16 protein-coding genes are annotated in these 21,899 nt (G+C 62.8%); 7 read left to right on the top strand and 9 right to left on the bottom strand.

Going from position 1 to position 21,899, the window contains the following annotated elements; genetic code table 11:
• Nucleotides 1-53 precede the first annotated feature (53 nt).
• Entirely contained in the window at nucleotides 54-2,699 is a 2,646-nt protein-coding gene (gene clpB, locus ACX80Q_RS02170) for an ATP-dependent chaperone ClpB (protein WP_459328869.1), read from the top strand.
• 74 nt (nucleotides 2,700-2,773) lie between these two features.
• Here the strand turns inward: clpB and ACX80Q_RS02165 are convergent, their stop codons facing one another.
• The gene (locus ACX80Q_RS02165) at nucleotides 2,774-4,417 is read right to left on the bottom strand and encodes a hypothetical protein (protein WP_459328868.1); all 1,644 of its coding nucleotides are present in this window, start codon (nucleotides 4,415-4,417) and stop codon (nucleotides 2,774-2,776) included.
• Between the two features lie 328 nt (nucleotides 4,418-4,745).
• Here ACX80Q_RS02165 and ACX80Q_RS02160 point away from each other — a divergent pair, with 328 nt between their 5' ends.
• On the top strand, nucleotides 4,746-4,976 hold the full coding sequence (locus ACX80Q_RS02160) for a DUF3073 domain-containing protein (protein ID WP_103463796.1): 231 nt from the start codon (nucleotides 4,746-4,748) through the stop codon (nucleotides 4,974-4,976).
• Nucleotides 4,977-5,179: 203 nt separating this feature from the next.
• Here the strand turns inward: ACX80Q_RS02160 and ACX80Q_RS02155 are convergent, their stop codons facing one another.
• Entirely contained in the window at nucleotides 5,180-5,680 is a 501-nt protein-coding gene (locus tag ACX80Q_RS02155) for a LytR C-terminal domain-containing protein (RefSeq protein ID WP_459328867.1), read from the bottom strand.
• Nucleotides 5,677-6,597, bottom strand: a complete 921-nt coding sequence (locus tag ACX80Q_RS02150; RefSeq protein ID WP_459328866.1) for a D-alanyl-D-alanine carboxypeptidase family protein — start codon at nucleotides 6,595-6,597, stop codon at nucleotides 5,677-5,679. Before ACX80Q_RS02150 ends, ACX80Q_RS02155 begins: the two co-directional genes overlap by 4 nt.
• Nucleotides 6,598-6,748: 151 nt before the next feature.
• On the opposite strand from ACX80Q_RS02150, the gene ACX80Q_RS02145 reads away from it, so the two are divergent.
• Both ACX80Q_RS02145 and ACX80Q_RS02140 read left to right on the top strand, forming a co-directional pair.
• Nucleotides 6,749-7,441, top strand: a complete 693-nt coding sequence (locus ACX80Q_RS02145; RefSeq protein WP_459328865.1) for a winged helix-turn-helix domain-containing protein — start codon at nucleotides 6,749-6,751, stop codon at nucleotides 7,439-7,441.
• A gap of 38 nt (nucleotides 7,442-7,479) precedes the next feature.
• Nucleotides 7,480-8,910, top strand: coding sequence for a sensor histidine kinase (locus tag ACX80Q_RS02140; RefSeq protein ID WP_459328864.1), 1,431 nt, complete (start codon nucleotides 7,480-7,482; stop codon nucleotides 8,908-8,910).
• Nucleotides 8,911-9,000: 90 nt separating this feature from the next.
• Here the strand turns inward: ACX80Q_RS02140 and purM are convergent, their stop codons facing one another.
• Together purM and purF are read right to left on the bottom strand one after the other, a co-directional pair.
• Nucleotides 9,001-10,149 (bottom strand): phosphoribosylformylglycinamidine cyclo-ligase, encoded by a 1,149-nt coding sequence (purM, locus tag ACX80Q_RS02135; RefSeq protein ID WP_459328863.1) that lies wholly within the window; start codon nucleotides 10,147-10,149, stop codon nucleotides 9,001-9,003.
• A 23-nt stretch (nucleotides 10,150-10,172) separates the two neighbouring features.
• Complete coding sequence (gene purF / locus ACX80Q_RS02130) at nucleotides 10,173-11,738, bottom strand: amidophosphoribosyltransferase (RefSeq protein ID WP_459328862.1); 1,566 nt, start codon at nucleotides 11,736-11,738, stop codon at nucleotides 10,173-10,175.
• A 309-nt stretch (nucleotides 11,739-12,047) separates the two neighbouring features.
• On the opposite strand from purF, the gene ACX80Q_RS02125 reads away from it, so the two are divergent.
• The 3 genes from ACX80Q_RS02125 to ACX80Q_RS02115 all read left to right on the top strand — a co-directional run bounded on the left by ACX80Q_RS02125 (nucleotide 12,048) and on the right by ACX80Q_RS02115 (nucleotide 19,404).
• Nucleotides 12,048-14,501, top strand: coding sequence for a helix-turn-helix transcriptional regulator (locus ACX80Q_RS02125; RefSeq protein ID WP_459328861.1), 2,454 nt, complete (start codon nucleotides 12,048-12,050; stop codon nucleotides 14,499-14,501).
• Between the two features lie 125 nt (nucleotides 14,502-14,626).
• Nucleotides 14,627-17,221 (top strand): glycosyl hydrolase family 18 protein, encoded by a 2,595-nt coding sequence (locus ACX80Q_RS02120; RefSeq protein WP_459328860.1) that lies wholly within the window; start codon nucleotides 14,627-14,629, stop codon nucleotides 17,219-17,221.
• A gap of 272 nt (nucleotides 17,222-17,493) precedes the next feature.
• A complete protein-coding gene (locus ACX80Q_RS02115) occupies nucleotides 17,494-19,404 on the top strand; it encodes a glycosyl hydrolase family 18 protein (protein WP_459328859.1) in 1,911 nt (636 codons plus the stop codon).
• 166 nt (nucleotides 19,405-19,570) lie between these two features.
• Here ACX80Q_RS02115 and ACX80Q_RS02110 read toward each other — a convergent pair whose 3' ends face one another.
• From ACX80Q_RS02110 to ACX80Q_RS02095, 4 genes are read right to left on the bottom strand one after another with little or no spacing between them, the layout of a single operon-like run.
• A complete protein-coding gene (locus ACX80Q_RS02110) occupies nucleotides 19,571-19,894 on the bottom strand; it encodes a hypothetical protein (RefSeq protein WP_459328858.1) in 324 nt (107 codons plus the stop codon).
• A gap of 45 nt (nucleotides 19,895-19,939) precedes the next feature.
• Nucleotides 19,940-20,302, bottom strand: a complete 363-nt coding sequence (locus tag ACX80Q_RS02105) for a sterol carrier family protein (protein ID WP_459328857.1) — start codon at nucleotides 20,300-20,302, stop codon at nucleotides 19,940-19,942.
• A gap of 44 nt (nucleotides 20,303-20,346) precedes the next feature.
• A complete protein-coding gene (locus tag ACX80Q_RS02100) occupies nucleotides 20,347-21,351 on the bottom strand; it encodes an asparaginase (RefSeq protein ID WP_459328856.1) in 1,005 nt (334 codons plus the stop codon).
• 16 nt (nucleotides 21,352-21,367) lie between these two features.
• Entirely contained in the window at nucleotides 21,368-21,895 is a 528-nt protein-coding gene (locus tag ACX80Q_RS02095; protein WP_459328855.1) for a hypothetical protein, read from the bottom strand.
• Nucleotides 21,896-21,899: the final 4 nt, after the last annotated feature.

The following is a 21,899-nucleotide window of genomic DNA, read 5'->3' as shown; positions in this document are numbered from 1 at the left end:
TTTGTAGAAGCTGAGTCGCCACACATTGTTGACACACAACGAAAGGACCCCTCTTGGACGCCAAATTCACCACAAAGAGCCAGGAGGCTCTTTCCTCCGCTGCCATGAACGCCTCCACCGCTGGCAACCCCACCGTGGAGCCGGCGCACCTCCTCAAGGCCCTGATGGACCAGCGCCAAGGCGTTGCCGTCGCCTTGCTCAAGGCCGCCGCAGTTGATCCGGACGCCGTCAGCGTCGCCGCCAGTGCAGCGATCCGTGAGCTGCCGTCGTCGTCGGGCACGTCCGTGGCCCAGGCCCAGCTCAGCCGCAACACCTTGATGGCCGTGCAGGCTGCCCAGCAGGCCGCCGAGACCATGGGGGACAGCTACGTTTCCACCGAACACCTCCTTTTGGGCCTGGCGAACGACGCCGGAGCAACAGGAAATGCCCTGCGCCAGGCAGGTGCCTCCCGGGCCGCGCTGGACGCCGCGCTGCCTAGCGTGAGGGGCGACGGCAAGGTCACCACGCCCGATCCGGAAAACACCTTTGAGGCGCTGGAAAAGTTCGGCGTGGACATGACAGCCATTGCCCGCTCGGGCAAGCTGGATCCCGTCATTGGCCGCGACTCCGAGATTCGCCGCGTCATGCAGGTGCTCAGCCGCCGCACCAAGAACAACCCCGTGCTCATCGGTGAGCCCGGCGTCGGCAAGACGGCAGTGGTGGAAGGTCTGGCCCAGCGCATGGTGGCCGGCGATGTTCCGGAGTCCCTGCGCGGGAAGACGCTCATCAGCTTGGACCTTGCCGCCATGGTGGCCGGGGCCAAGTACCGCGGCGAGTTTGAGGAACGCCTCAAGGCTGTGTTGGAGGAGATCAAGGCCTCCGACGGCCAGATCGTCACGTTCATCGACGAGATCCACACGGTGGTTGGTGCCGGCGCTTCTGAAGGCTCCATGGATGCGGGCAACATGCTCAAGCCCATGCTGGCCCGCGGTGAGCTGCGCCTGATTGGTGCCACCACGCTGGATGAATTCCGCGAGAACATCGAGAAGGATCCGGCCCTGGAGCGCCGTTTCCAGCAGGTGTTCGTGGGCGAGCCCAGCGTCGATGACACCATCGGCATTCTCCGTGGCCTGAAGGAACGCTACGAGGCACACCACAAGGTGGCCATCGCCGACTCCGCACTGGTTGCCGCTGCCACGCTGTCCAACCGCTACATCACCGGGCGCCAACTGCCTGACAAGGCCATTGACCTGGTCGATGAGGCGGCGTCACGGCTGCGCATGGAGATCGATTCCGCCCCGGAGGAGATCGATGCGCTCCGCCGGGCCGTGGATCGTTTGACCATGGAGGAGCTCGCGCTCAGCGGTGAAACGGACGCAGCATCGGTGGAGCGTCTTGAAGCGTTGCGCGCCGACATGGCCGACAAGAAGGAGGAACTAGCCGGGCTCAATGCCCGTTGGGAAGCCGAGAAGGCCGGGTTGAACCGGGTGGGTGACTTGAAGGCCAAGCTGGATGAGCTGCGTTCCATTGCGGACAAGGCCCAGCGCGACGGCGACCTGGAGCAGGCCTCCCGGGTGCTGTACGGGGAAATCCCGGCGCTGCAGCGTGACTTGGAGGCCGCAGCCGCGGAGGAAGAGTCCATCGAAAAGGCTGACCTGATGGTGGCCGAGGAAGTCACCGCCGATGACATCGCCGAGGTCATTTCCGCCTGGACGGGCATTCCGGCCGGGCGCATGCTGCAGGGCGAAAGCCAGAAGCTGCTCCAAATGGAACAGGTCTTGGGTTCGCGCCTGATTGGCCAGTCCAAGGCCGTGACGGCCGTCTCCGACGCGGTCCGCCGCGCCAGGGCTGGCATCAGCGATCCGGACCGGCCCACGGGATCGTTTTTGTTCCTGGGCCCCACGGGTGTGGGTAAGACGGAGCTGGCCAAGGCTCTTGCCGACTTCCTGTTCGACGACGAACGTGCCATGATCCGCATCGACATGAGCGAGTACTCCGAGAAGCATTCGGTGTCCCGCCTGGTGGGTGCGCCTCCGGGCTACGTGGGGTACGACGAGGGTGGCCAGCTGACTGAGGCCGTGCGCCGTCGTCCGTACTCGGTGGTGCTGTTGGATGAGGTGGAGAAGGCGCACCCGGAAGTCTTTGACATCCTCTTGCAGGTGTTCGACGACGGCCGGCTCACCGACGGGCAGGGCCGCACCGTGGACTTCCGCAATGTGATCATTGTGCTGACGTCCAACCTGGGCTCGCAGTTCCTGGTGGATCCGAGCTTGTCCGATGCGCAAAAGCGCAAGGCCGTCATGGGCGTGGTGGAGTCATCGTTCAAGCCTGAGTTCCTGAACAGGCTCGATGAGATTGTCATGTTTGACGCCCTCAGTGTGGAAGAGCTCTCCCACATTGTGGACCTGCAGGTACAGGCGCTGTCCACCCGGTTGCATTCACGCCGTCTGACGTTGGAGGTCACCGATGCCGCCAAGGCCTGGCTGGCATTGACGGGCTATGATCCCGCCTACGGCGCCCGGCCGTTGCGCAGGCTGGTGCAGCGCGAGATTGGTGACCGGTTGGCCCGGGAGATCCTGTCCGGCAGTGTCACCGACGGCGACACCGTCTTGGTGGACACTGCGGCCGACTTTGAGGAGTTGGACGTGGAATCGGCCAGCAGTGCGGGTCTGAGCGTGAGCCGGGTAGCGGCAAGCCTGCCCGCCGACGCCCGCCCATAGGGCAAACAGAAGGGCTGTGGGATTCGGAAGTGTACTTGACGAATCCCACAGCCCTTTAGGTTTTTAAGCCGCAGCTATTTGATCAGGGAGGACAGCAACCTGTTGCCGCTGGTGTCCTGAATGAGGCAGTCCACACGGCGGTCGCCGGAGTCGTCCCACGTTGACTGGGAGGGGTAGGCCGTGAGCTGCTTCAAGTCCTTCATGCTCTCCGCCTCGGTGGTCAGTTGCACGTCCTTGCAGACCTCGGCCGCCTTGGCCTTGAGGGCGTCACCGCCGGGGAACGTCTCGTCGTCGCCATAGTAAAACGTGCCAACAAGCTGGGCCGAGTGCGGGCTGTTGCACAGCACAACGTCAGCGGCAGCGGAAACGCCCTTGAAGTCGCGCAGGCAATCGCCCTGTATCCAGTCCAGCGGTGACGCCTGCGGCACCACAACATCAGCCCCCGGATCCACGCTCTCACTGCTGGGATCGTCGCTGGGCACTTCCTGCGACTGTGTGGTGGGGGCAGGGGCAGGTCCGGCATTGTTCAGGCTGGAGGTGATGAAGCCGATTAGCAGCGTCACCAGCACACCCAACAGCACAACAGCCAGGAGCACTATGCCCAAAATGATGAAGAGTTTCTTGTTGCCGTTGCCGCCACTGTTGCCGCCCGGGCGTTGGGGGCCGCCGGGGTAGCCGGGACCCTGGGGTCCGCCGGGAACCGGGGGCATGCCGGGCGCACCGTAGGGGGGTTGCCCACCAGGGGTTGATGGCTGGCCAAAGGGTGTTGGTGCGCCGTAGGGCGGCTGGGCCTGAGCATAGGGCGGCTGGCCGACTGCTGGAGAGCCCTGCTGACCATACGGGGCCTGGCCCAGAGGAGGCTGACCGTAAGGAATCTGACCGTACTGAGCAGGAGCTTGGGGAGCAGGCTGCTGGACGGCCTGAGGTGCCTGCGGGACAGGGGGAGCTGTGGGGCTGGCCGCGGTGAATTCCGGCTGCCCTTCAGGCGTGGCGGCCGCAGCGGCGGCTCCGGCGGCAGCCGCTGCGGCATCGGCCTCACCACGGGCAATCTGCGAGGGAGACTGCCAGGCACCGGCCTTGGGCTGCCAGGGCGTGGCCGACTGCTGCCATGGTGTCTCCGGGCGGTGCCAGCCGTGCCCGTCGGCCACGCTGTGACCAAGAGTGCTTGTCTCGGCAGCGCCCTGGGTGGGGCCAGCTGCGGGTGCGGCGGGTGCGTCGGCTTCGGCGTCAAACTGGCCCGGGGCTGATGCCGGAACGGGTGGCAGGACAACCGCAGGTGCGGCCGGGACCTCCGCAGACTCCGGGGTTGCCTGCTGTTCCGGCGCAGCGTCCGGCGCGGGCTGGGTCCAGGGGTTGCTGGCTACCGGCGGCTGGGAAAAATCGGTGCGCAAGACGGTGCTGGCGGAGTCCCAATCGGGGTCATCGGCTGCCGGGGTGCCGGCGTCGTCCTGACCAAGACCGGAGGACACGCCCCGCGTTGCCAGTTCGGCCTCGCGTTCCACGGCAGCGGCCTCCGCCTCAGCGGCTTCAAGGTCAACGCTCTCCGCGACGTCCTCGCTGATCTCGGCGTCGCCCAGGGTGGGCTCGGCCAGCTCGTAGTCCGTGCCGGTAACCGTGCCGGTAAGCGTGGCGTCGGCGCTGTCAGTTTCAGGCTCGCCGGAGGCTGGCTTAGGGAATTCTTCAGCGCCCTGACCGTTGGCGTCGCTGCTCTCGTTCATGGGTACTAAACCTTCCGTGCTGCGCTAAGGATCTGACGCAAAATCTATGGACTGAAGCGGGTGGCCGGCAAGGAATTTCGTCCCCGTGGCGGTCTCAAAAAAGCCGTCATTGCGGAACAAATTCTCCGCCTATAGCTGACTCTATCGAATATTGGCTGCCTGCACCGTCAAATTCGGTGTTTGGCTATGGGCAGAACAGCCCATGCCTGCCGCGATTGCTCCAGAACTCATGTAATCTATGAGTACGACAAATTGACCGAATATTCCGGAGCCTCGCTCTTAGCCCGAGCGACCACCTCCGGTCCAAGTGTAAAAAGGGGGTCACGCCATGGGGCGCGGCCGTCAAAAGGCGAAGGCAACCAAGCAGGCTCGGGACATTAAGTACTACTCCCCGAACACTGATTATTCAGCTCTGCAGAAAGAGCTCGGTGGAACAACTCGGCGAGCCCCGAGCCAGCAAATCGAGGTTCCTGCAGAACCGGATTATTCGGCATATGAAGATAAATATGCGGATCAGTTTGAGGACGACGACGACGTGGACTCCCGCCGCATTGGCTAGGAACGCTTAGACACCAAACGCAACAAACCCTGCATGACGCACAGCTAAAAATGCTGAAGCGTCATGTGGGGATTTTGTTGTCCCCAAACCACTTTGAAAAATGCCGCCGTTCCCGCAAAATGCCGCAGTTATAGCTGCGGCAAAAAGCGGGAACGGCGGCATTTTCGCGGTGCCGGCGGTGCCGGCCGGTGTTAGGTGTCGGCTCAGCCAGCAGCACACCTAACCGCGCTCCGGCTTGCCGCTGGCGCCGGGTTTGTCTTGGGATCGGCGCGGGTGAGGTAGATGCTCGGCTCTGGTTCGGCGTCGTCCAGGAGGAACACGGACGCGGGAAAAAGGGACTGGAGGGCAACTGCCTCGGGAAGATGTTTGGCTGAGGCGGCAATGATCACATCGTGGCCCTCGCCGGACGCTTCCGGGGCCGCCTTGTTTCCCAGGGAAGCCACCTTCACCCCCTGCTTTTTGAGTACCTGTGCAGTACTGGCCGCCAAGCCCTCCACTTTCGCGGAGTTATGAACCTTCACGGCCAGTCCGGCCAGGGGAGCAGGGGCAACGACGTGCGTCGGGCATTCCGCCGGCGGCTCGGGCAGGAGGCCTCCGGCAACGTGCTGCACCCCCAGCCCAAGCAGGCCGGCCAAGGAGCCACCCAAAATGGCTGCCGCGCCCAGGAAGGCAGTCACGCCGAGAGCAAGGGACCGATGCGTCACGGTCCCACCGCCACGGGCTTGACCGGTGACGTGGCGGGGGCGGCACGGAGCGACTTGAGCAGCCCCTCGGTCTCCCGCATGGCGTCTGCTGACGAATCGCCGGCACCCATGACGGCGCCAACAACAACGGTTTGCCTGCCCTTGATGGTCGCATTGGCCGCGAAGAGGAACACTCCGCCAGCCTGCGGGCTGGTTCCTGTCTTCAACCCGACAATTCCCTGAGTGCCCAGCAGGGTGTTGGTATTGGTCACGGGCCCGTAGCCGGGAATAACGGCAGACTCGAGGCCCGCGATTTGGGCAATGACCGGGGACTTCATGGCCGCCCGGGCCAGCAGGGCCAGATCGCCCGCAGTGCTAGTCGTGGACGGGTCATAGCCGCTGGCGTCGGAGCCGATGGTGGTTGAACGCATGCCCAGAGACTCCACAAGGCTGGTGGCCGCTTGACGGTAGGCGCCCATGGAACCAAAAGCCCAGATGGCCAGGGTGTCGGCAATGTTGTTGGCCGAGGGCAGCAGCATCGCCTCCAGCATGGCCTGAACTGTCATGTTCATGCCTTCATATACAGGCAGGTAGGTTCCGCTGCTCGCGGCGTAGTCATTGGCGAGCGTCACATCCTCGGGGCCCAGCACCACAACCGGGCCCTCATTGCCCGCAGCTAGGGGGTGCTTCGCCAGGACGGCCAGGGCCGTGATCACCTTGGCCGTGCTGGCAGTGGGCCGGGCCTTGGATTGTGGGCGGTTGACCGAGGGAACGGTGTCCGCCAGAGTTGCCAGGCTGCTGCTCGCCTGGGGCCAGACCAGCTGAACGTCCAGGGCCGCAATGGTCTTCTCGGGTTGCGAATCACCGGGAGAACACCCCGTCAGGACAAGGGCCACCACGGACACCAGGGCAAGGATGCGCTTTGGGATTGTTTGCATCTTTTCACGCTATGCAGCCAATATCTGCGCCATGTTCGGGCTTTGTCACCAACGTGTCACAGTATCCCGGGGCGCCAATAAACGGCCCCCTACCCCACAGGGGCGCCCCTAGGATGGAGTCAGGACGCGAATCAATCATGCTGGGGGACCCATGGCAAGCATTCTTCTGGTGGAGGATGATCCGGACATCAATGCAGCATTCCGGCTGGCGCTTTCACAACGCGGCCACAGCGTTGTTGGCTGCTATCTGGGCAGGGAGGGCGTTGCCCTGGCCACTGCCGTCCCCGCTCCTGGCCTGGTGGTCCTGGACCTGATGCTGCCGGACCTTGACGGGCGGGAGGTGTGCCGGCAAATCCGCGCAGTCTCCCAGGTGCCCATCATCATGATGACGGCCAGGGGCGATGACGCCGATGTGGTCCTTGGCCTTGAATCGGGGGCCGACGACTACGTGGTGAAACCTGTTGAGCCCTACCTGCTCGACGCCAGGATCAGGGCCTTGCTGCGGCGCAGTTCCCTTCCTGCAGCTCCGGTGGGGGAGTCCGACGTCGTCAGCAGCGGAGCGCTGAGATTGGACCGCAAGTCCTTGGTGGCCACCATCTATGGTGAGGCTGTGCCGCTGACGGCCACGGAAACCAGGCTCTTGCTGGAGCTGTCCAACCACCCCGGCCAGGTGCGCAGCCGGGTGCAACTACTGCGAGAGGTGTGGGGCACCGACTACCTGAATGAGTCGCGCATTGTGGATGCGTGCATCCAGCGGCTGCGCAGCAAGGTCGAAGCTGACCCGGCGGACCCCAAGATCATTGCTACTGTTCGCGGCTTCGGGTACAGATTCGACCTTTGCTGATGCGCCGCTTGTTTGCCGGCCTAGGGGCCAGGCTTGCCGTGAGTTGCGCCCTCATAGCTGTCTTTGCGGTGGTGGTTACAGGTGCTGTGATGTACAGCAGTGCCCGCAACAACATTTTGCAGGCCGAACAGGAAAGGCTTTTCGACGAATTTTCCGCCACGGCGGAGAAGGCCACGGCACCCATGGAGTGCCAGCCCGCCGAATGTGCAAGTCTCACGGATGAGGACCTGCTCATCTGGGCCCAGTCGGGGGCAAGGGGCCCTGTTCTGCTGGCCCTGGGGGACGGAAACGATTTTGGTGCCTACGCCCAAATGCAAATGATTCCGCAGTCGTTTCAACGCCAGGTCACCAGCTCGGACAGCGTGACGTGGCTGCGCGAACGCCAGGGGCTGAGCTACAGATTCCTCATTGGTGCGCCGGTGACGCTGACCCTGGCCCCTGTCAGGGACGCGCAGAATCCGCCCGGGTCAGGTGCCGCGCCCACTGGTCCCGACGCCACGTCCAGCCGCACCCTCCAGGCCATCATGTACGCAAGCTACCCCCTGGGCAAGCAGCAGCAACAAATCGACTCGCTCGCCGCCTCAACGATCTGGTTGGTGGCCGTCATGGCCATGGTTGCAACACTGACGGGCGTGCTCCTGGCGCGGTGGATAGCCCGCCCCGTGCGCCAACTGCGCTCCGCTGTGGACAAGCTCGACGTCGGTCAGGGAACTTTGGCTGTCAAGGTGGGCGGGGTGGCGGAACTGACGGGGCTGGTTGAGGCATTCAATGCTGCCAACAGCAGACTGCAGGCGACCCTGGCCGAACTGACGGCCAAGGAAGCTGCGTCTCGGCGCTTTGTGGCGGATGTTTCCCACGAGATTCGGACACCTGTCACGGCCATGGTGGCCATGGCTGACGTGCTAGAACTCAGCGGCGGGGACCCCTCAAACGTCAAAGAGGCGGCCGCCGTGACAGCACGGGCGGCACGGCGGATGCATCGGCTCACGGAAGACCTCCTGGAGATCTCCCGCTTTGACGCGGCACAGAACACCGTGCATTCGGAGAATTTTGACGTGGCCGTGAAACTACAGCAACTCCTTGAATCCCGCGGTTTGAGCCCTGAAGTGGCCGTTGACACGCAGGACGGTCTGCAGTTCAGTACTGATCCGCGCCGTTTTGAGGTGATTGTGGCCAACCTGCTCACGAATGCCATGGCCCATGGCGGGGCGCCCATCAGTGTGCGGGCTTTTCTGGACGACACGCAGCTAGTTGTGGAAGTGGCCGACCACGGGGCGGGCATTCCCGCGGATAGCGCCGGGCATCTCTTTGACCGCTTCTACAAGACGGACACATCCCGGAACCGGGGCGGCACCGGCCTGGGGTTGTCGCTGGCCCTGGAAAACGCCAAGCTGCTCGGCGGGACGCTGGAGCTCACCAGTGTTTCCAACCCCACCACGTTCACGCTCAGGCTGCCGCACATTCGCTAGGGGCGCGAAAAATGCCGCCGTTCCCGCAAAATGCCGCAGCTATAGCTGCGGCAAAAAGCGGGAACGGCGGCAGTTTTATGGCCGAACCCTTTAAGAAGCGTAGTTGCCCACCAGGCGGACGGCACCGCCATTGACGCCCTTGGCGCCCTGGGTGTAGTCAGAACCGGTCTTGTCCGAATCGGAGGCCTCGGCGGTGACCGTTCCCATGGCCCATGACGGCAGGCCGCGGGAGTTCAGGCGTGCAATGGCGTCGTCGGCGGCATCAGCGGAAACCACTGCAACCATGCCCACGCCAAGGTTCAGCGTGCGCTCCAGGTCGGCCAGCGGCACGTTGCCCAGCTGGGACACCAGGTTGAAGATGGCCGGCAGGCTCCAGGTGGAACGGTCAACCGTGCCGATGAGGCCCTGCGGGAGAACGCGTGCCAGGTTGGCTGCCAAACCGCCGCCGGTGATGTGACTGAAACCGTGAACGGCTTTTTCCTGCGTGACTGGAAGGTAGCGGGTCAGATCCAGGCAGTCGGCGGCGTACACGCGGGTGGGCTCCAGGAGCTCCTCGCCCAGGGTGCGGCCCAGCTCGGAAACCTGGCGGTCCAAAGCCCAGCCTGCGTGGTTGATGACGCGGCGAACCAGTGAGTAACCGTTGGAGTGCAGGCCCGAGGAGGCCATGCCGATGATGACATCGCCCGCACGGACCCGTTCCGGACCCAGCAGCAGGTCAGCCTCGACGACACCCGTGCAAGCACCTGCGACGTCGTACTCATCGGGGGCCAACAGGCCCGGGTGCTCGGCGGTTTCGCCACCCACCAGGGCGGTTCCGGCAACCTTGCAGGCTGCTGCGATGCCGCGGACAATGTCGGCCACGCGCTGCGGGACAACCTTGCCGGTGGCAATGTAGTCGGTCATGAACAGCGGCTCGGCGCCAACCACCACAATGTCATCCACAACCATGCCCACCAGGTCGAAACCAATGGTGTCGTGGATGTCCATGGCCTGGGCGATGGCAACCTTGGTGCCCACGCCGTCGGTGGAGGTGGCCAGGTACGGCTTCTTGTACGTCAGGAGCTTGGAGACGTCATACAGGCCAGCAAATCCGCCGAAGCCGCCAACAACGTTGGGGCCGTGGGTGGCCTTGACGGCTTCCTTCATCAATTCAACGGCGAGGTCGCCTGCTTCGGTGTCAACACCGGCGCTGGCGTAGGTGATTCCCGTTGCGGCAGGATCGTTTGAGGCGTTGGTCATGGCGTCTCTCTTCTTGGAATGCTTTAAGAACCGTCGGCTGCTGTGCGGTCCTGGTCGGTCAGGAGGTTTTCCATTTCCGAGTCAGGTCCCGGATCGCAACCGGTGGAGGTGGTGGAGTTGCCAGGCTGGGTGCGTTCGAGCAAGTTTTTGCCCAAACGGTCGCTGCTGGGAAGTTCGATGGGGTAGGTGCCCGTGAAGCAGGCCGTGCAGAGACGCTCGCGCGGCTGCAGGGTTGCCTCGATCATGCCGTCTTCGGAGATGTAGGCCAGCGAATCGGCGCCAATGGACTTGCCGATCTCGTCAATGGCTGCACCGTTGGCAATCAATTCCGCACGGGAGGCGAAGTCGATGCCGTAGAAGCAGGGCCAGCGCACGGGTGGGGAGGAGATCTTCACGTGGATTTCGGCGGCGCCGGCTTCCTTGAGCATGCGGACCACTGCGCGCTGGGTGTTGCCGCGGACAATGGAGTCATCCACAACCACAATGCGCTTGCCGCGGATGACCGATTCCAGAGCACTGAGCTTGAGCTTGATGCCCAGCTTGCGCAAGGTGTCACTGGGCTGGATGAAGGTCCGGCCCACATAGGCGTTCTTCACAAAGCCGTGGGCAAAGGGAATGCCAGACTGCTCGGCATAGCCAATGGCTGCGGGGGTTCCGGATTCCGGCACGGGGATGACCAGGTCGGCCTCGGCATGGTTCTCGCGGGCCAGTTGACGGCCCATCTCCACGCGGGACTCGTACACGGAACGGCCGGCAATGGTGGCGTCCGGGCGCGCCAGGTAAACGTATTCAAAGACGCAGCCAGCCGGGGTGGCGGGTGCGAAGCGCTGGGTGCGCACGCCGTCTTCGTCGATGGCGATGAATTCGCCGGGCTCGATTTCGCGGATGAGTGTGGCACCAATGGTGTTCAGGGCGGCGCCCTCGGAGGCCACCACCCAGCCGCTGTCGAGGCGGCCAAGGACCAGCGGGCGGACGCCGTGCGGGTCGCGGGCTGCATACAGGGTGTGCTCGTCCATGAAGACAAAGCTGAAAGCGCCGTGGATCTTGGGCAGCAGTTCCATGGCTGTTTCTTCCAGGGAACGGCCTTCTTCACCGCGCAGCAAGGTGGTGACCAAAGCTGTGTCGGTGGTGTTGCCCTGCGCCATTTCACCCGAGGTGGGGACGCCGTACTTGGCAATGACCATCTCATGCAGTTCAGCGGAGTTGGTCAGGTTGCCGTTGTGCGCCAGGGCCACAGTGCCGCTGTCGGTTGCGCCGAGGGTGGGCTGGGCGTTGGCCCAGTTGGCTGCGCCTGTGGTGGAGTACCGGCAATGGCCCACAGCCATGTGCCCCGTCAGGGTGTTCAGTGTGGGTTCGTCAAAGACCTGGGATACGAGTCCCATGTCCTTGTATACACTGATCCGCTTGCCATCGCTTGTTGCGATGCCAGCCGATTCCTGACCACGGTGCTGTAGTGAATACAGTCCGTAATAGGTTAGTTTTGCAACCTCTTCACCGGGTGCCCAGATACCCAGAACGCCACAAGCGTCCTGAGGTCCCTTTTCGTCGGGTAAAAGATCATGGGATAGTTTTCCGTCTCCGCGTGCCACCTGAAAATTGTCTCATGTAATGACGCGCACCACGACCTACTGTGACGTGCGTTATGCCGCACGGGGCAGGGCGCGGTGGTCATTATTGGGTAATGATTTCTTCACTAGTCCGCCATTCGGTGCCAGTTCTGGGCTCTCGTGGCGGCATTCCTGCCGGGGTGACGGGGAATCGGCGCTTTCGGCATGTCCATCAGGGGCGAGGTCATGGATTTCTCCGCCGTTTTGCAGCCACTGTAGCGGGGTCATATTTTCTGGGCTGCTAGCCTACAACCAGCGCGTTACTGGTATTGACTCGAATGGAGGGCTTCAATGGTGCCGGTTTTCCTTTTGGCCCACACACCCGTGGTCAAAGTTCCCGAATTGCTGGAGATTTGTTCCCAGAACGGGATCGCCCCGGCACCCCATGTGGCAGCGGCCCTGTTCAGGGGCCTTTCCTGCGACATTGACGCGATGCTCGAAGTAGCTGGGGTCCTCACTCACTCCCAGCTCTCAGGCCATTCTGCACTCCCAGATCCGCTGCCGTTGCTGCCGGGCCTTAGCGCTCGGGTAGGCGCGGCCGGTGCCGAGCTCGACGCCGGGGAGCGAGCAGGATTGTTGGCTGCGGCGATCTGTGTTGAGGACCGCACCGTAGTGTTGCTGGCGCACCAGCAGGCCCCCATGAGCGAACTGATAGCGAGCCGTCTGGGTACGCATCTCCTCTTCGTAGCAGGACGCTTTTCTTTTGTTGACCCGCGCATGCGTGTCTGGGTTCACGGCTCGGCCAGCTTGGATGAGCGGACCAAAGCGCACATCGAAATGCAGCGCGCTTACGCTGACCTGGGTGACATGGACAAGTCCACCTGGCATGAGTCTCTGGCGACCCTTCAGGGCGACAAGTCACTCGTCCCAGCGCTTCTGCGGCTCTCCCGTAAAGCGAATGCTGGTGATAACTCTGTCTGGGGCCATGCCGTTGCCCGTGAGGCTGCCAGTCATGCCATAGGGCCAGAATTCTATGAATCACAGCTGTGTGCCGGAGCTGCTGCACTCAACCTCGGGATGGTGGACGATGCTGCCAACTGGCTTGGCGGGGCTCTGGCATCGCCGGACGTACGGGTGGCTGCCCGGGCGCTGCCGTTGTTCGTCCATGCCGAATCACTTCTCGCCGGGGAGGCTCACACTGTGGCGCTGGCCCGTCACGGCGCAGCCTTCCTAAAAAGAGCCGAAGCTCTGGACTCAGAGGGGTTCGCCACGGTTGCCCGCCAAGTTGCCAAGGCTACAGGGTTGGCAGCCGGGTTATGTGCAGCAGGGGGCATGCTCGACGAGGCAGCGCGGCTGCTGGACGAGGCCGAACGGCTTGTGGAAGTTCACCAGGTTGGCGATTTACCTCTATGCGCAGCACGGCACTTGTGCGCTATTTTCGGAGGAGCTGTGGTGCAGTCAGCATGCGCGTGCCGATGCCTCGACGGACTACATGATTTTTCCGATGCCCGCGTGGTCATGGATGCTTTGACGCTTGGACTTGACGACGATGTAGATGCTGGTTTGCGCTTGTTGCACGAAAGCCCGGAGGCCGGGCAGTCCATGACAGGCAAAACCCGCGGCAGCGGAGTGCGAGGGGCCCCAACCCCGCTAGGACTGGCATACCGGGCAGTTGTGTCGGCGTTGCTCCAGTTGTGGTCAGGAGATGTCTCGAGGGCAGCGGCGGAACTGGGGCAGGCAGCCGCGTCCGTGCCCGTGGGGTTGCCGTTCTTCGGTCTTGGTGTCATCTTGGCCCGCCGACTTGACGTGTTGACTACAGGTGAGGTCGGTACTGTGGCGAATGCCATGGAAGTCAGCTATCCCGCTGCCAGCTCTGCATTCATCCGGACCGGAGACCTCATGGACCGGACGCTGACCGCATACCTAGATGGCAAGGTCGATGAGGCATCGACCTTGGGCAGGCTTGCAGCTGAGCGAGTGTTGCGTGGTGCAGCGTCGCCGCTGTACGTGCCCGGTTTTGATGAGATGGCACCGCGCGGACGTGCCGCCTACGATGCTGGGGCAGCCTCGCAGAATGACCGCGTTGCTGTCGGTCCGCGAATGCCATCGGGTCATCGCCGAGCCAGCTCCGCCCGGATGGCGCTGTGTTCCACCGACAATTCCCGGTTTGCCAAGGATTATGAGCATGCCGTGAAGGTCAGTGTGACGTTGCGGTCCCATTATGATCGGGCCCGTACCGAATTCGTCCTTGGCCGGGCCTGCCTGAAACACGGCACTGCCGCAATGGCGCGGGAACATCTTGTCGTGGCCGCAGACCTCTTTCGGGAAGTGGGCGCCATGGCGTGGCTGCGTTGCGTGGAAAACACTCTTGACGGTGTGCCAGAGGCGGAAAGCCAGAGTGCCGTCTACTTGCCTGTACCGGACAGCAGCCCGGGGCAGGAATCCAATGATGTGAAGTCAGTGCCACGGAAGGCAGCGGCGTTCCGGACGGCAGCGGATCAGCGCCGCGAGACGGAAGGGGGTTTTTCGGAGCTCGGCCATCCCGGGACGGTGCGCGGCGAAGGCCCGCTGCAACTCTGCCGTCAGGTGTGGGGTGAACTGCTGACTGAGCGAGAACTCGAGGTAGCCATGTTGGTTGCAGGTGGTGCACCAAATCGCCAGGTGGCCGCACAGTTGCATGTTTCTGTGCGGACAGTGGAGGTCCACCTGGGCCATGTTTTCGCTAAATTGAGCGTGCGTTCCCGTGTAGAGCTGAGTGTTTTGGCGCACCGCATGGGGAGCGACTGGCTGCAGGCCGATACGTAGTCGCACCTATGCGTAGTTGTGCTGATGTGCGGTGGCTATGGGCGTGGATAGCCTTGGGCCAGCAAGCGTAGGAGCTTACTTCCTGCGCTGCAGCGGTCAAATTCGCACAGCAGAACAGGAAATTCATGCAGACACCAACATTGCCTCAATGGCGGCATCGAAGTACCGCCATTGTGACGGGGTTCGCCCTCGTTGCCTCGATCGGCATAACGACCCAGATGGCCTACGCTTCCCCGTCAGAAACCACACCTTCGACGGCGTGCGCCGCGGCCTGGGCCCCATCTACCGCCTATACGGGAAATGCAGTTGTTTCGCACCAAAACGTGAACTACGCAGCCAAGTGGTGGACGCAAAACAACGTCCCGGGTGCTGACCAGTGGGGGCCGTGGAGCAGTCAAGGCGCCTGTGGCAAGGTGACGACTCCCACTCCCACTCCGGCTCCCACTCCCACGCCAACGGCGGCTCCCACGGCAACTCCGGCCCCCGGTACGCCATGGACGTCCAACCCGGATGAGAAATGCCGGCCAGATGGCCTGTACCAGACGCCCGGTGTAAACGTTCCCTACTGCTCCGTCTATGACGAGGCGGGCCGGGAACTGCTTCCCAACGGCCTGGACCAGCGTGTCATTGGCTATTTCACAAGCTGGCGCACCGGTGAGAACGGCGCCCCCCGCTACCTCGCCAGTGACATCCCCTGGAACAAGCTCAGCCACATCAACTACGCCTTTGCCCACATTGATGGCAACAACAAGGTCTCGGTGGGTGCAGAGGCGCCCGGCAATGCCGCGACCAATCTAACCTGGCCCGGTGTTGCTGGGGCAGAGATGGACTCAACGCTGCCGTACGAGGGGCACTTGAATCTGTTAAAGAAGTTCAAGAAGGAAAACCCTGGCGTGAAGACCCTGGTTTCGGTGGGTGGTTGGGCCGAGACCGGTGGCTACTTTGCTGCTGATGGAACCCGTGTTGGTGATGGTGGCTTTTATACGCTGACCGAATCCCAAGCCAAGATCGACACGTTCGCCGATTCGGCTGTGGAGTTTATCCGCAAGTATGGCTTCAGCGGTGTGGACATCGACTACGAGTACGCCACGAGCAATTCCAAGGCGGGCAACCCCGATGACTTCGCCATCTCTGAACCTCGCCGTGCGGTACTCTTCGAAAACTACATGAAACTGATGAAGAGCCTGCGCGAGAAGCTCGACAAAGCCAGTGTTGCTGACGGCACCTACTACCAGCTCACCGTCGCTGCCCCAGCATCAGGATGGTTGCTACGTGGTATGGAAGCGCATCAGGTGGTCAAGTACCTCGACTTCGTCAATATGATGAGCTACGACCTGCACGGTGCATGGAATAGCTACGTCGGCGGAAACGCGGCCCTTTATGACGATGGGAAAGACCCGGAGCTCGCCGCTGGCGGCGTCTACAACGCCTACAAGGGGATTGGCTACCTGAACTCTGACTGGGCCTACCACTATTTCCGTGGCGCCATGCCGGCTGGTCGCATCAATCTCGGTGTGCCGTTCTATACCCGCGGCTGGACCAACGTGCAGGGTGGCACCAACGGCCTCTACGGTAGCTCCGTACTTGCAGATCAGAACCAGTGTGCGCCCGGAACCGGGCCCAAGGCTGGCGGAAACTCCAAGTGTGGCGCCGGCGCTTCGGGTATCGATAACCTTTGGCATGACAGCGACCCGATGGGAGCCGAATTGCCGGCCGGGGCCAACCCTATTTGGCACGTCCTGAACCTACAAAGGGGTGTTGTAGGTGACTACGCGGCTTCCTACGGATCCCCGACGGGCGCCCTCAAAGGCACCTACACGCACCATTTTGACAGCGTCACCAAGAACGAGTGGTGGTGGAATGAGACCACCAAGACCTTCCTCTCGGGCGATGCCGACCAGGCCATCGGAGCCAAGGTCGACTACGTTGCCGATAAGGGTTTGGGTGGGGTCATGATTTGGGAGCTAGCCGGTGACTACCAGTACAACGGTGACAAGGGACAGTTCGAGATGGGGTCAACACTTGTGAACAAGATCCACTCGAAGTTGTCTGCTTCCACACCCTACGGTGCCACCAAAGCCAATGTGAAGATGCCCACCAAGGCCATTGATCTTGGTGTGGAACTGAAAAACTTCGCCCTGGGTGACAACAACTACCCCATCAACCCGGAAGCGCACTTCACCAATAACTCCAAGACCGCTGTCCCCGCCGGTGCAACGATCACTTTCGACAGTGCGACAAGCGACACCGGTGAGATGAAAGAGCAGAGCGGCTGGTCCATCACCAAGATTTCCGGGGACCATACTGGCAACAACGTCGGAGGGCTCAAGGGCGACTTCCATACCTACACCATCAAGGTGCCATCTGGCGGTATTCCGGCAGGCGCAACGGTAAGCACCAAGCTGGCGTGGACGCTGCCCACCTCCATGATCTCCAACTTCCGGGTCGGCATCGGTTCGGAAACGTACGCCCTCTTGGCAGACTATCCCCGCGGGGTATCCGTCGTAGAACCCTCCGCGGGTGTTGGCGGCGGCACTGGTGGGGGTCCTGCTGAGAGCTGCAGCGGAGAAGTAGCCTGGTCCTCTGCAGCCGTCTACACAGGCGGGGCCGTTGTCACTCATGCAGGCGCCAGCTACAAAGCCAAGTGGTGGACCCAGGGAGAAGTCCCCGGTTCCGGTTCTGCCAACGCTTGGGGAAGTCCTATCCAGTGCGGCAAGTGAGGCCACCTCAAAGGGTCTAAAACGCCGGCACCAACGTAACAATGCAAAGTGAAATGGCGGAGTTCTTCGGAGTTCCGCCATTTTTGTGGCTGCGCAGTCGCGAAAAAAGCGAAGGAAATCGGAACTCACAATCATCTAAGTGTAGATACTTAGGTGGCTTGCAGCCCCAGAAAGTATGTGGAACATGCTGATGTGACATGGGCCACCAAAGACTAGCGTTCTCTACTGGACGACGGTGCGATCAGCGCACCTCACTGTTCAAAGGATTGTGAATGTCAGAACATATCAACCGGCGCAGGCGCCTCACAAAAGTGTGGGCTGCTGTTGCCGCAGGGACTATGGTTGCTGGATTGGCAGGTGGGGTGGGAGTCCTCGGGGCCAATGCAGCACCTGCGGACACTGGGGTCGAAGCCCCTCTCGCCTCCACTGTCAACGGCTATCGCAACGTTGGCTACTTTGCGCAATGGGGAGTGTACGGACGCGCGTTTCAGGCAAAGCAGCTCGACGTCTCAGGCACTGCGAAAGATCTGACCCACATCAACTACTCCTTCGGCAACATCAACAATCAGACGTTGACCTGTTTCATGGCCAACAAGGCACAGGGTACTGGACCCGCCGGCTCCGACGGTGCTGGCGACGCCTGGGCCGACTTCGGGATGGGCTATGCGGCAGACAAGTCCGTCTCCGGCGCGGCAGACACCTGGAACCAGCCGTTGGCCGGTTCATTCAACCAGCTCAAGCAGCTGAAGGCCAAGAATCCCAAACTGAAGGTCATGATCTCCCTGGGCGGCTGGACCTGGTCCAAGAACTTCTCGAAGGCAGCAGCCACCCAGCAGTCCCGCCAGAAGCTGGTTTCCAGCTGCATAGACCTTTACATCAAGGGCAACCTGCCCAATTTTGAAGGACGCGGCGGCGCGGGTGCGGCTGCAGGTATCTTTGACGGCATCGACATTGACTGGGAATGGCCGGGCACGAACTCCGGGCTGGAAGGCAACGGTGTCGACACAGTCAACGACCGCGCAAACTTCAAGGCCCTGCTGGCCGAGTTCCGCAGTCAGCTCGACGCGTACGGCTCAACGAGTGGAAAAAAGTACGTCCTGAGCGCCTTCCTGCCCGCCAACCCCGAAGACATTGATGCCGGCGGCTGGGATGACCCGGACAACTTCAAGTCCTTGGACTTCGGCAACATCCAGGGCTATGACCTGCATGGTGCGTGGAACCCCACGCTCACCGGCCATCAGGCTAACCTGTACGATGACCCGGCCGATCCCCGGGAGCCCAGCAAGAAGTTCAGTGCCGACAAAGCGGTGAGGAAGTACCTTGCCGCCGGCATTGACCCGAAGCAGCTGGGCCTGGGACTGGCGGCATACGGTCGCGGCTGGACAGGTGCCACGAGCGTTGCCCCGTGGGGGCCAGCCACTGATGGCGCTCCAGGTACCTACGAAAAGGCCAACGAGGACTACGACAAGCTAAAGACGCTTGGCACGGATCATTACAACGCCGCAACCGGCGCAGCTTGGCGCTATGACGGCACCCAGTGGTGGAGCTATGACAACATCGCGACTACCAAGCAAAAGACTGACTACATTGTCAGCAAGGGTCTTGGCGGCGGCATGTGGTGGGAGCTCTCCGGCGACCGCAATGGTGAACTGATTGGTGCCATGTCTGACAAGTTCCGGGCAGCAGCGCCGGGCCCGGTCACTGAGGCAGCCCCTCCGGCGACCACCGACCCGACCCCGACCCCCACGCCGAGTGCAACGACAACCCCGATGCCCACAGGTCCTTCCCTGCCGGGAGAATGCTCGGCAGCGGTGTGGTCCGCATCCGCTGTCTACAGCGGCGGCGCTGTGGTCAGTTACAACGGCGTTGAGTACAAGGCCAAGTGGTGGACTCAAGGCAACGCCCCGGGAGCTGATGGGGTTTGGCAGAAGCTGGCCGACTGCGCGGGAATCCCCACGGACCCGTCTCCGACGCCCACTCCGAGCATGGCCCCGACGGGCGCTCCCACAACACCCCCCGCAGCTTCGAGCTGTGGTGATGCGTGGAACGCCACCGCGACGTACGCTGGCGGTTCCAAGGTCTCCCTTGCCGGCATCAGCTACAAGGCCAAGTGGTGGACCGCGGGTGAGAAACCCGGCGTTTCGCAGTGGGGCGCCTGGGAAAACACAGGAGCCTGCAGCTAGGCCTGGGGTCCCCCTGCATGCCGGAATTCGCGGCTGACGAGTGTGGGCGGACGCCCGATCGAAGGTCCCGGCCAGCCGAATTTCACGGTTGGGCGGGACCTTCGCTTGTCGACGCTCCTGCAGAAGTGGACAAGTTTCTAGCTGGTCCGCTGACGCTGCAGCAGGACTAGGCAGTTTCGGCGTCGGCGTTGCTGTCATCATCGGGCAGGGACGTCACCAACAGCGTTTTGCTGCGGCGGGTGCTGGCGCGGTCCAGCACCAATGCCACAATGGCGCCAAGTCCTGCGCCGGGCAACACCATCAACACGGCAAAGAAGCCAAAAATACTTGATGTTTCAAATTGCTCGCTGGGCGGGGCGATGGAGGTGAAAATTGCTGCCGTCACGATGCCGGCCAAGGCGCCGGCGATCATGAAGGGGACATACTTAGGGGCGCGGCGCACAGTGAGTTTGCGGGGCTCTCCGGGGGTGGATTCAGGCTGGGAAGTCATGCCCCTAGGGTACCTGCCCAAGCTGGCAAGAATGCTAGGAGGCTGTCAGCTCAGCGGCAGGGGCAGTTCTGCGGACAGGTCTGCGCGCAGTCCGGAGGCCGCCACCTGCCCGCGTTCGACGGCGTCAGCCCAGGCGGTCGCACCGGTCACCAGCGCAAGCCAGGTTCCGGCGTCGCACTCCACAACATTGGGCGGCGTGCCGCGGGTGTGCCGGGGGCCGGGGATGCATTGGGTTACGCCGAAGGGCGGCACCCGCACCTCGACGGAGTTGCCGGGTGCCCTCGCAGCCAATTCCTCCAGTGAGTAGCGCACGGCTGTGGCGGTGACCGCCCGGGCAGTCTCCCCGTTCTGCCAGGCGGCCAGGGCCGCCTGTCCCTCAGCAATGTCAATACGACGCCGGGCACTCATGTCCTGCTCCTTGTTGAAGTTGATCGTTTGGGAAGGCGTGGAGACTAGTCCAGGAGGGCGCTGATGGCCCGGCCCAGGCGCAGGCTGCCGGCGGGGCTGTTGCCGCCCATGACGGGGGGAACCACGCGGGCCAGCACGGTGGCCACCTCCGGAATATCTAGCGCGCCAGCGGCGGCCAGGAGTGTCAGGGCAACCAGGGTGGCTGCCCGGCCGTTGCCGTCCAGAACCTTGACGGCAACACTGGCGCCGGTGGGTGTGGCCATGGCCAGGACACCCTCGGCCCCCATCTTTGCCAGAATGCCCAACTCCTCCATGACTACAGTGTTGGGCAGCCCGTGGCCCTCCACGGCCCACGGGTAATCCAGCATGGACGTAGCAATGGTGGCCGCCCGGGCGTTGGCGAACTTGTCCGACGGCGCCTTGGCGAGAGTGCTGAAACCGCGCGCCAAACCGGTCAAGGTGACAGCCATGACGGGAGCGCCGCAGCCGTCAACGCCTGTATGCATGACCGCATCGCCTGTGTACTCTTCCACCACTGTGCGCACGGCGCGCTGCATGGGGTGGTTGGGTTCCAAGTATCCGGCGGTGTCCCAACCATTTTCGGTGCAGGCCCAGAGGAAGGCCGCGTGCTTGCCGGAACAGTTCATGGCAATTTTGGATTTGCCGCGTTCGGTGCGCACCAGCCAGGCACGGGCCTCGGCATCTCGGGGCCAGGCTGCCGGGCAGCCCAGATGTGACTCGTTCAGGCCGGCCGCCTTGAGCATGCCGGAGACCACGTCCATATGCTCCAGCGACCCCGCGTGACTCCCGGCGGCGATGGCCACCTGAGCTCCGCGGAGCGGCACGCCGGACTGCATCGCGGCCAGGGCCTGAAACGGTTTCATGGCCGAGCGCGGATAAATGGGTGCGTTGATGTCTCCGAGTTCGGTGACCACCGAGCCGTCGCCGGCCACCACAACTGCCGAGCCGATGTGGACTGACTCAACAAATCCGCTGCGTTCCAGGACGGCGAGTTCAACGGCGTCGTGCGCCCGGAAAGTATGGATCATGGTGTCATCCTAGCGACTAAAGAGGTGTTGGTAGGCCGGCGGATACCTTGACGATCACAGCAATCGCCCCGGCTGGCTTGGCCGCGGACACTGCCTTGGTGACGGCGTCGAGCTGCCCGGCGGCAACGGAAATGGTCAGGGTTCCCGTGCGGCCATCCGGGATGATGCTGTGAATGGCTGTGCCCTGTTCAACGGGGAGTGTGGCACGCCAGGCTGAGACGGCCTGCAGGGCTGCCTCCAAGGCGGCAGCATCCACCGCGACCAGCTTCGCCACTGCACCGGCCGACGTGACAATCTTTGCAGCAGCCTGGTTGGTCACGGCAATGTGCAGCTTATTGCCTTCAATCCAGGAATCGGCATAGGAATCACCAAGCTGGGCCCGCAGCGTTTCATTGAGCACCAGCAGGGCATTGGTATCGGCATCACTGGCTGTCTGGGCAGGGGCCTGCCTTGGCGGATCCGCTGGTGTGCCACATCCGCTCATACCCAGGGCTCCGCTCATGGTGGCTGCGAGGACAACCGCGGCCATTGCCTTGCCGTTCATGGTG

Source organism: Arthrobacter sp. HLT1-20 (genome assembly GCF_054510895.1).
Note: the sequence above shows the minus strand (reverse complement) of the source record. Positions and strands in the feature narration are given on the sequence as shown.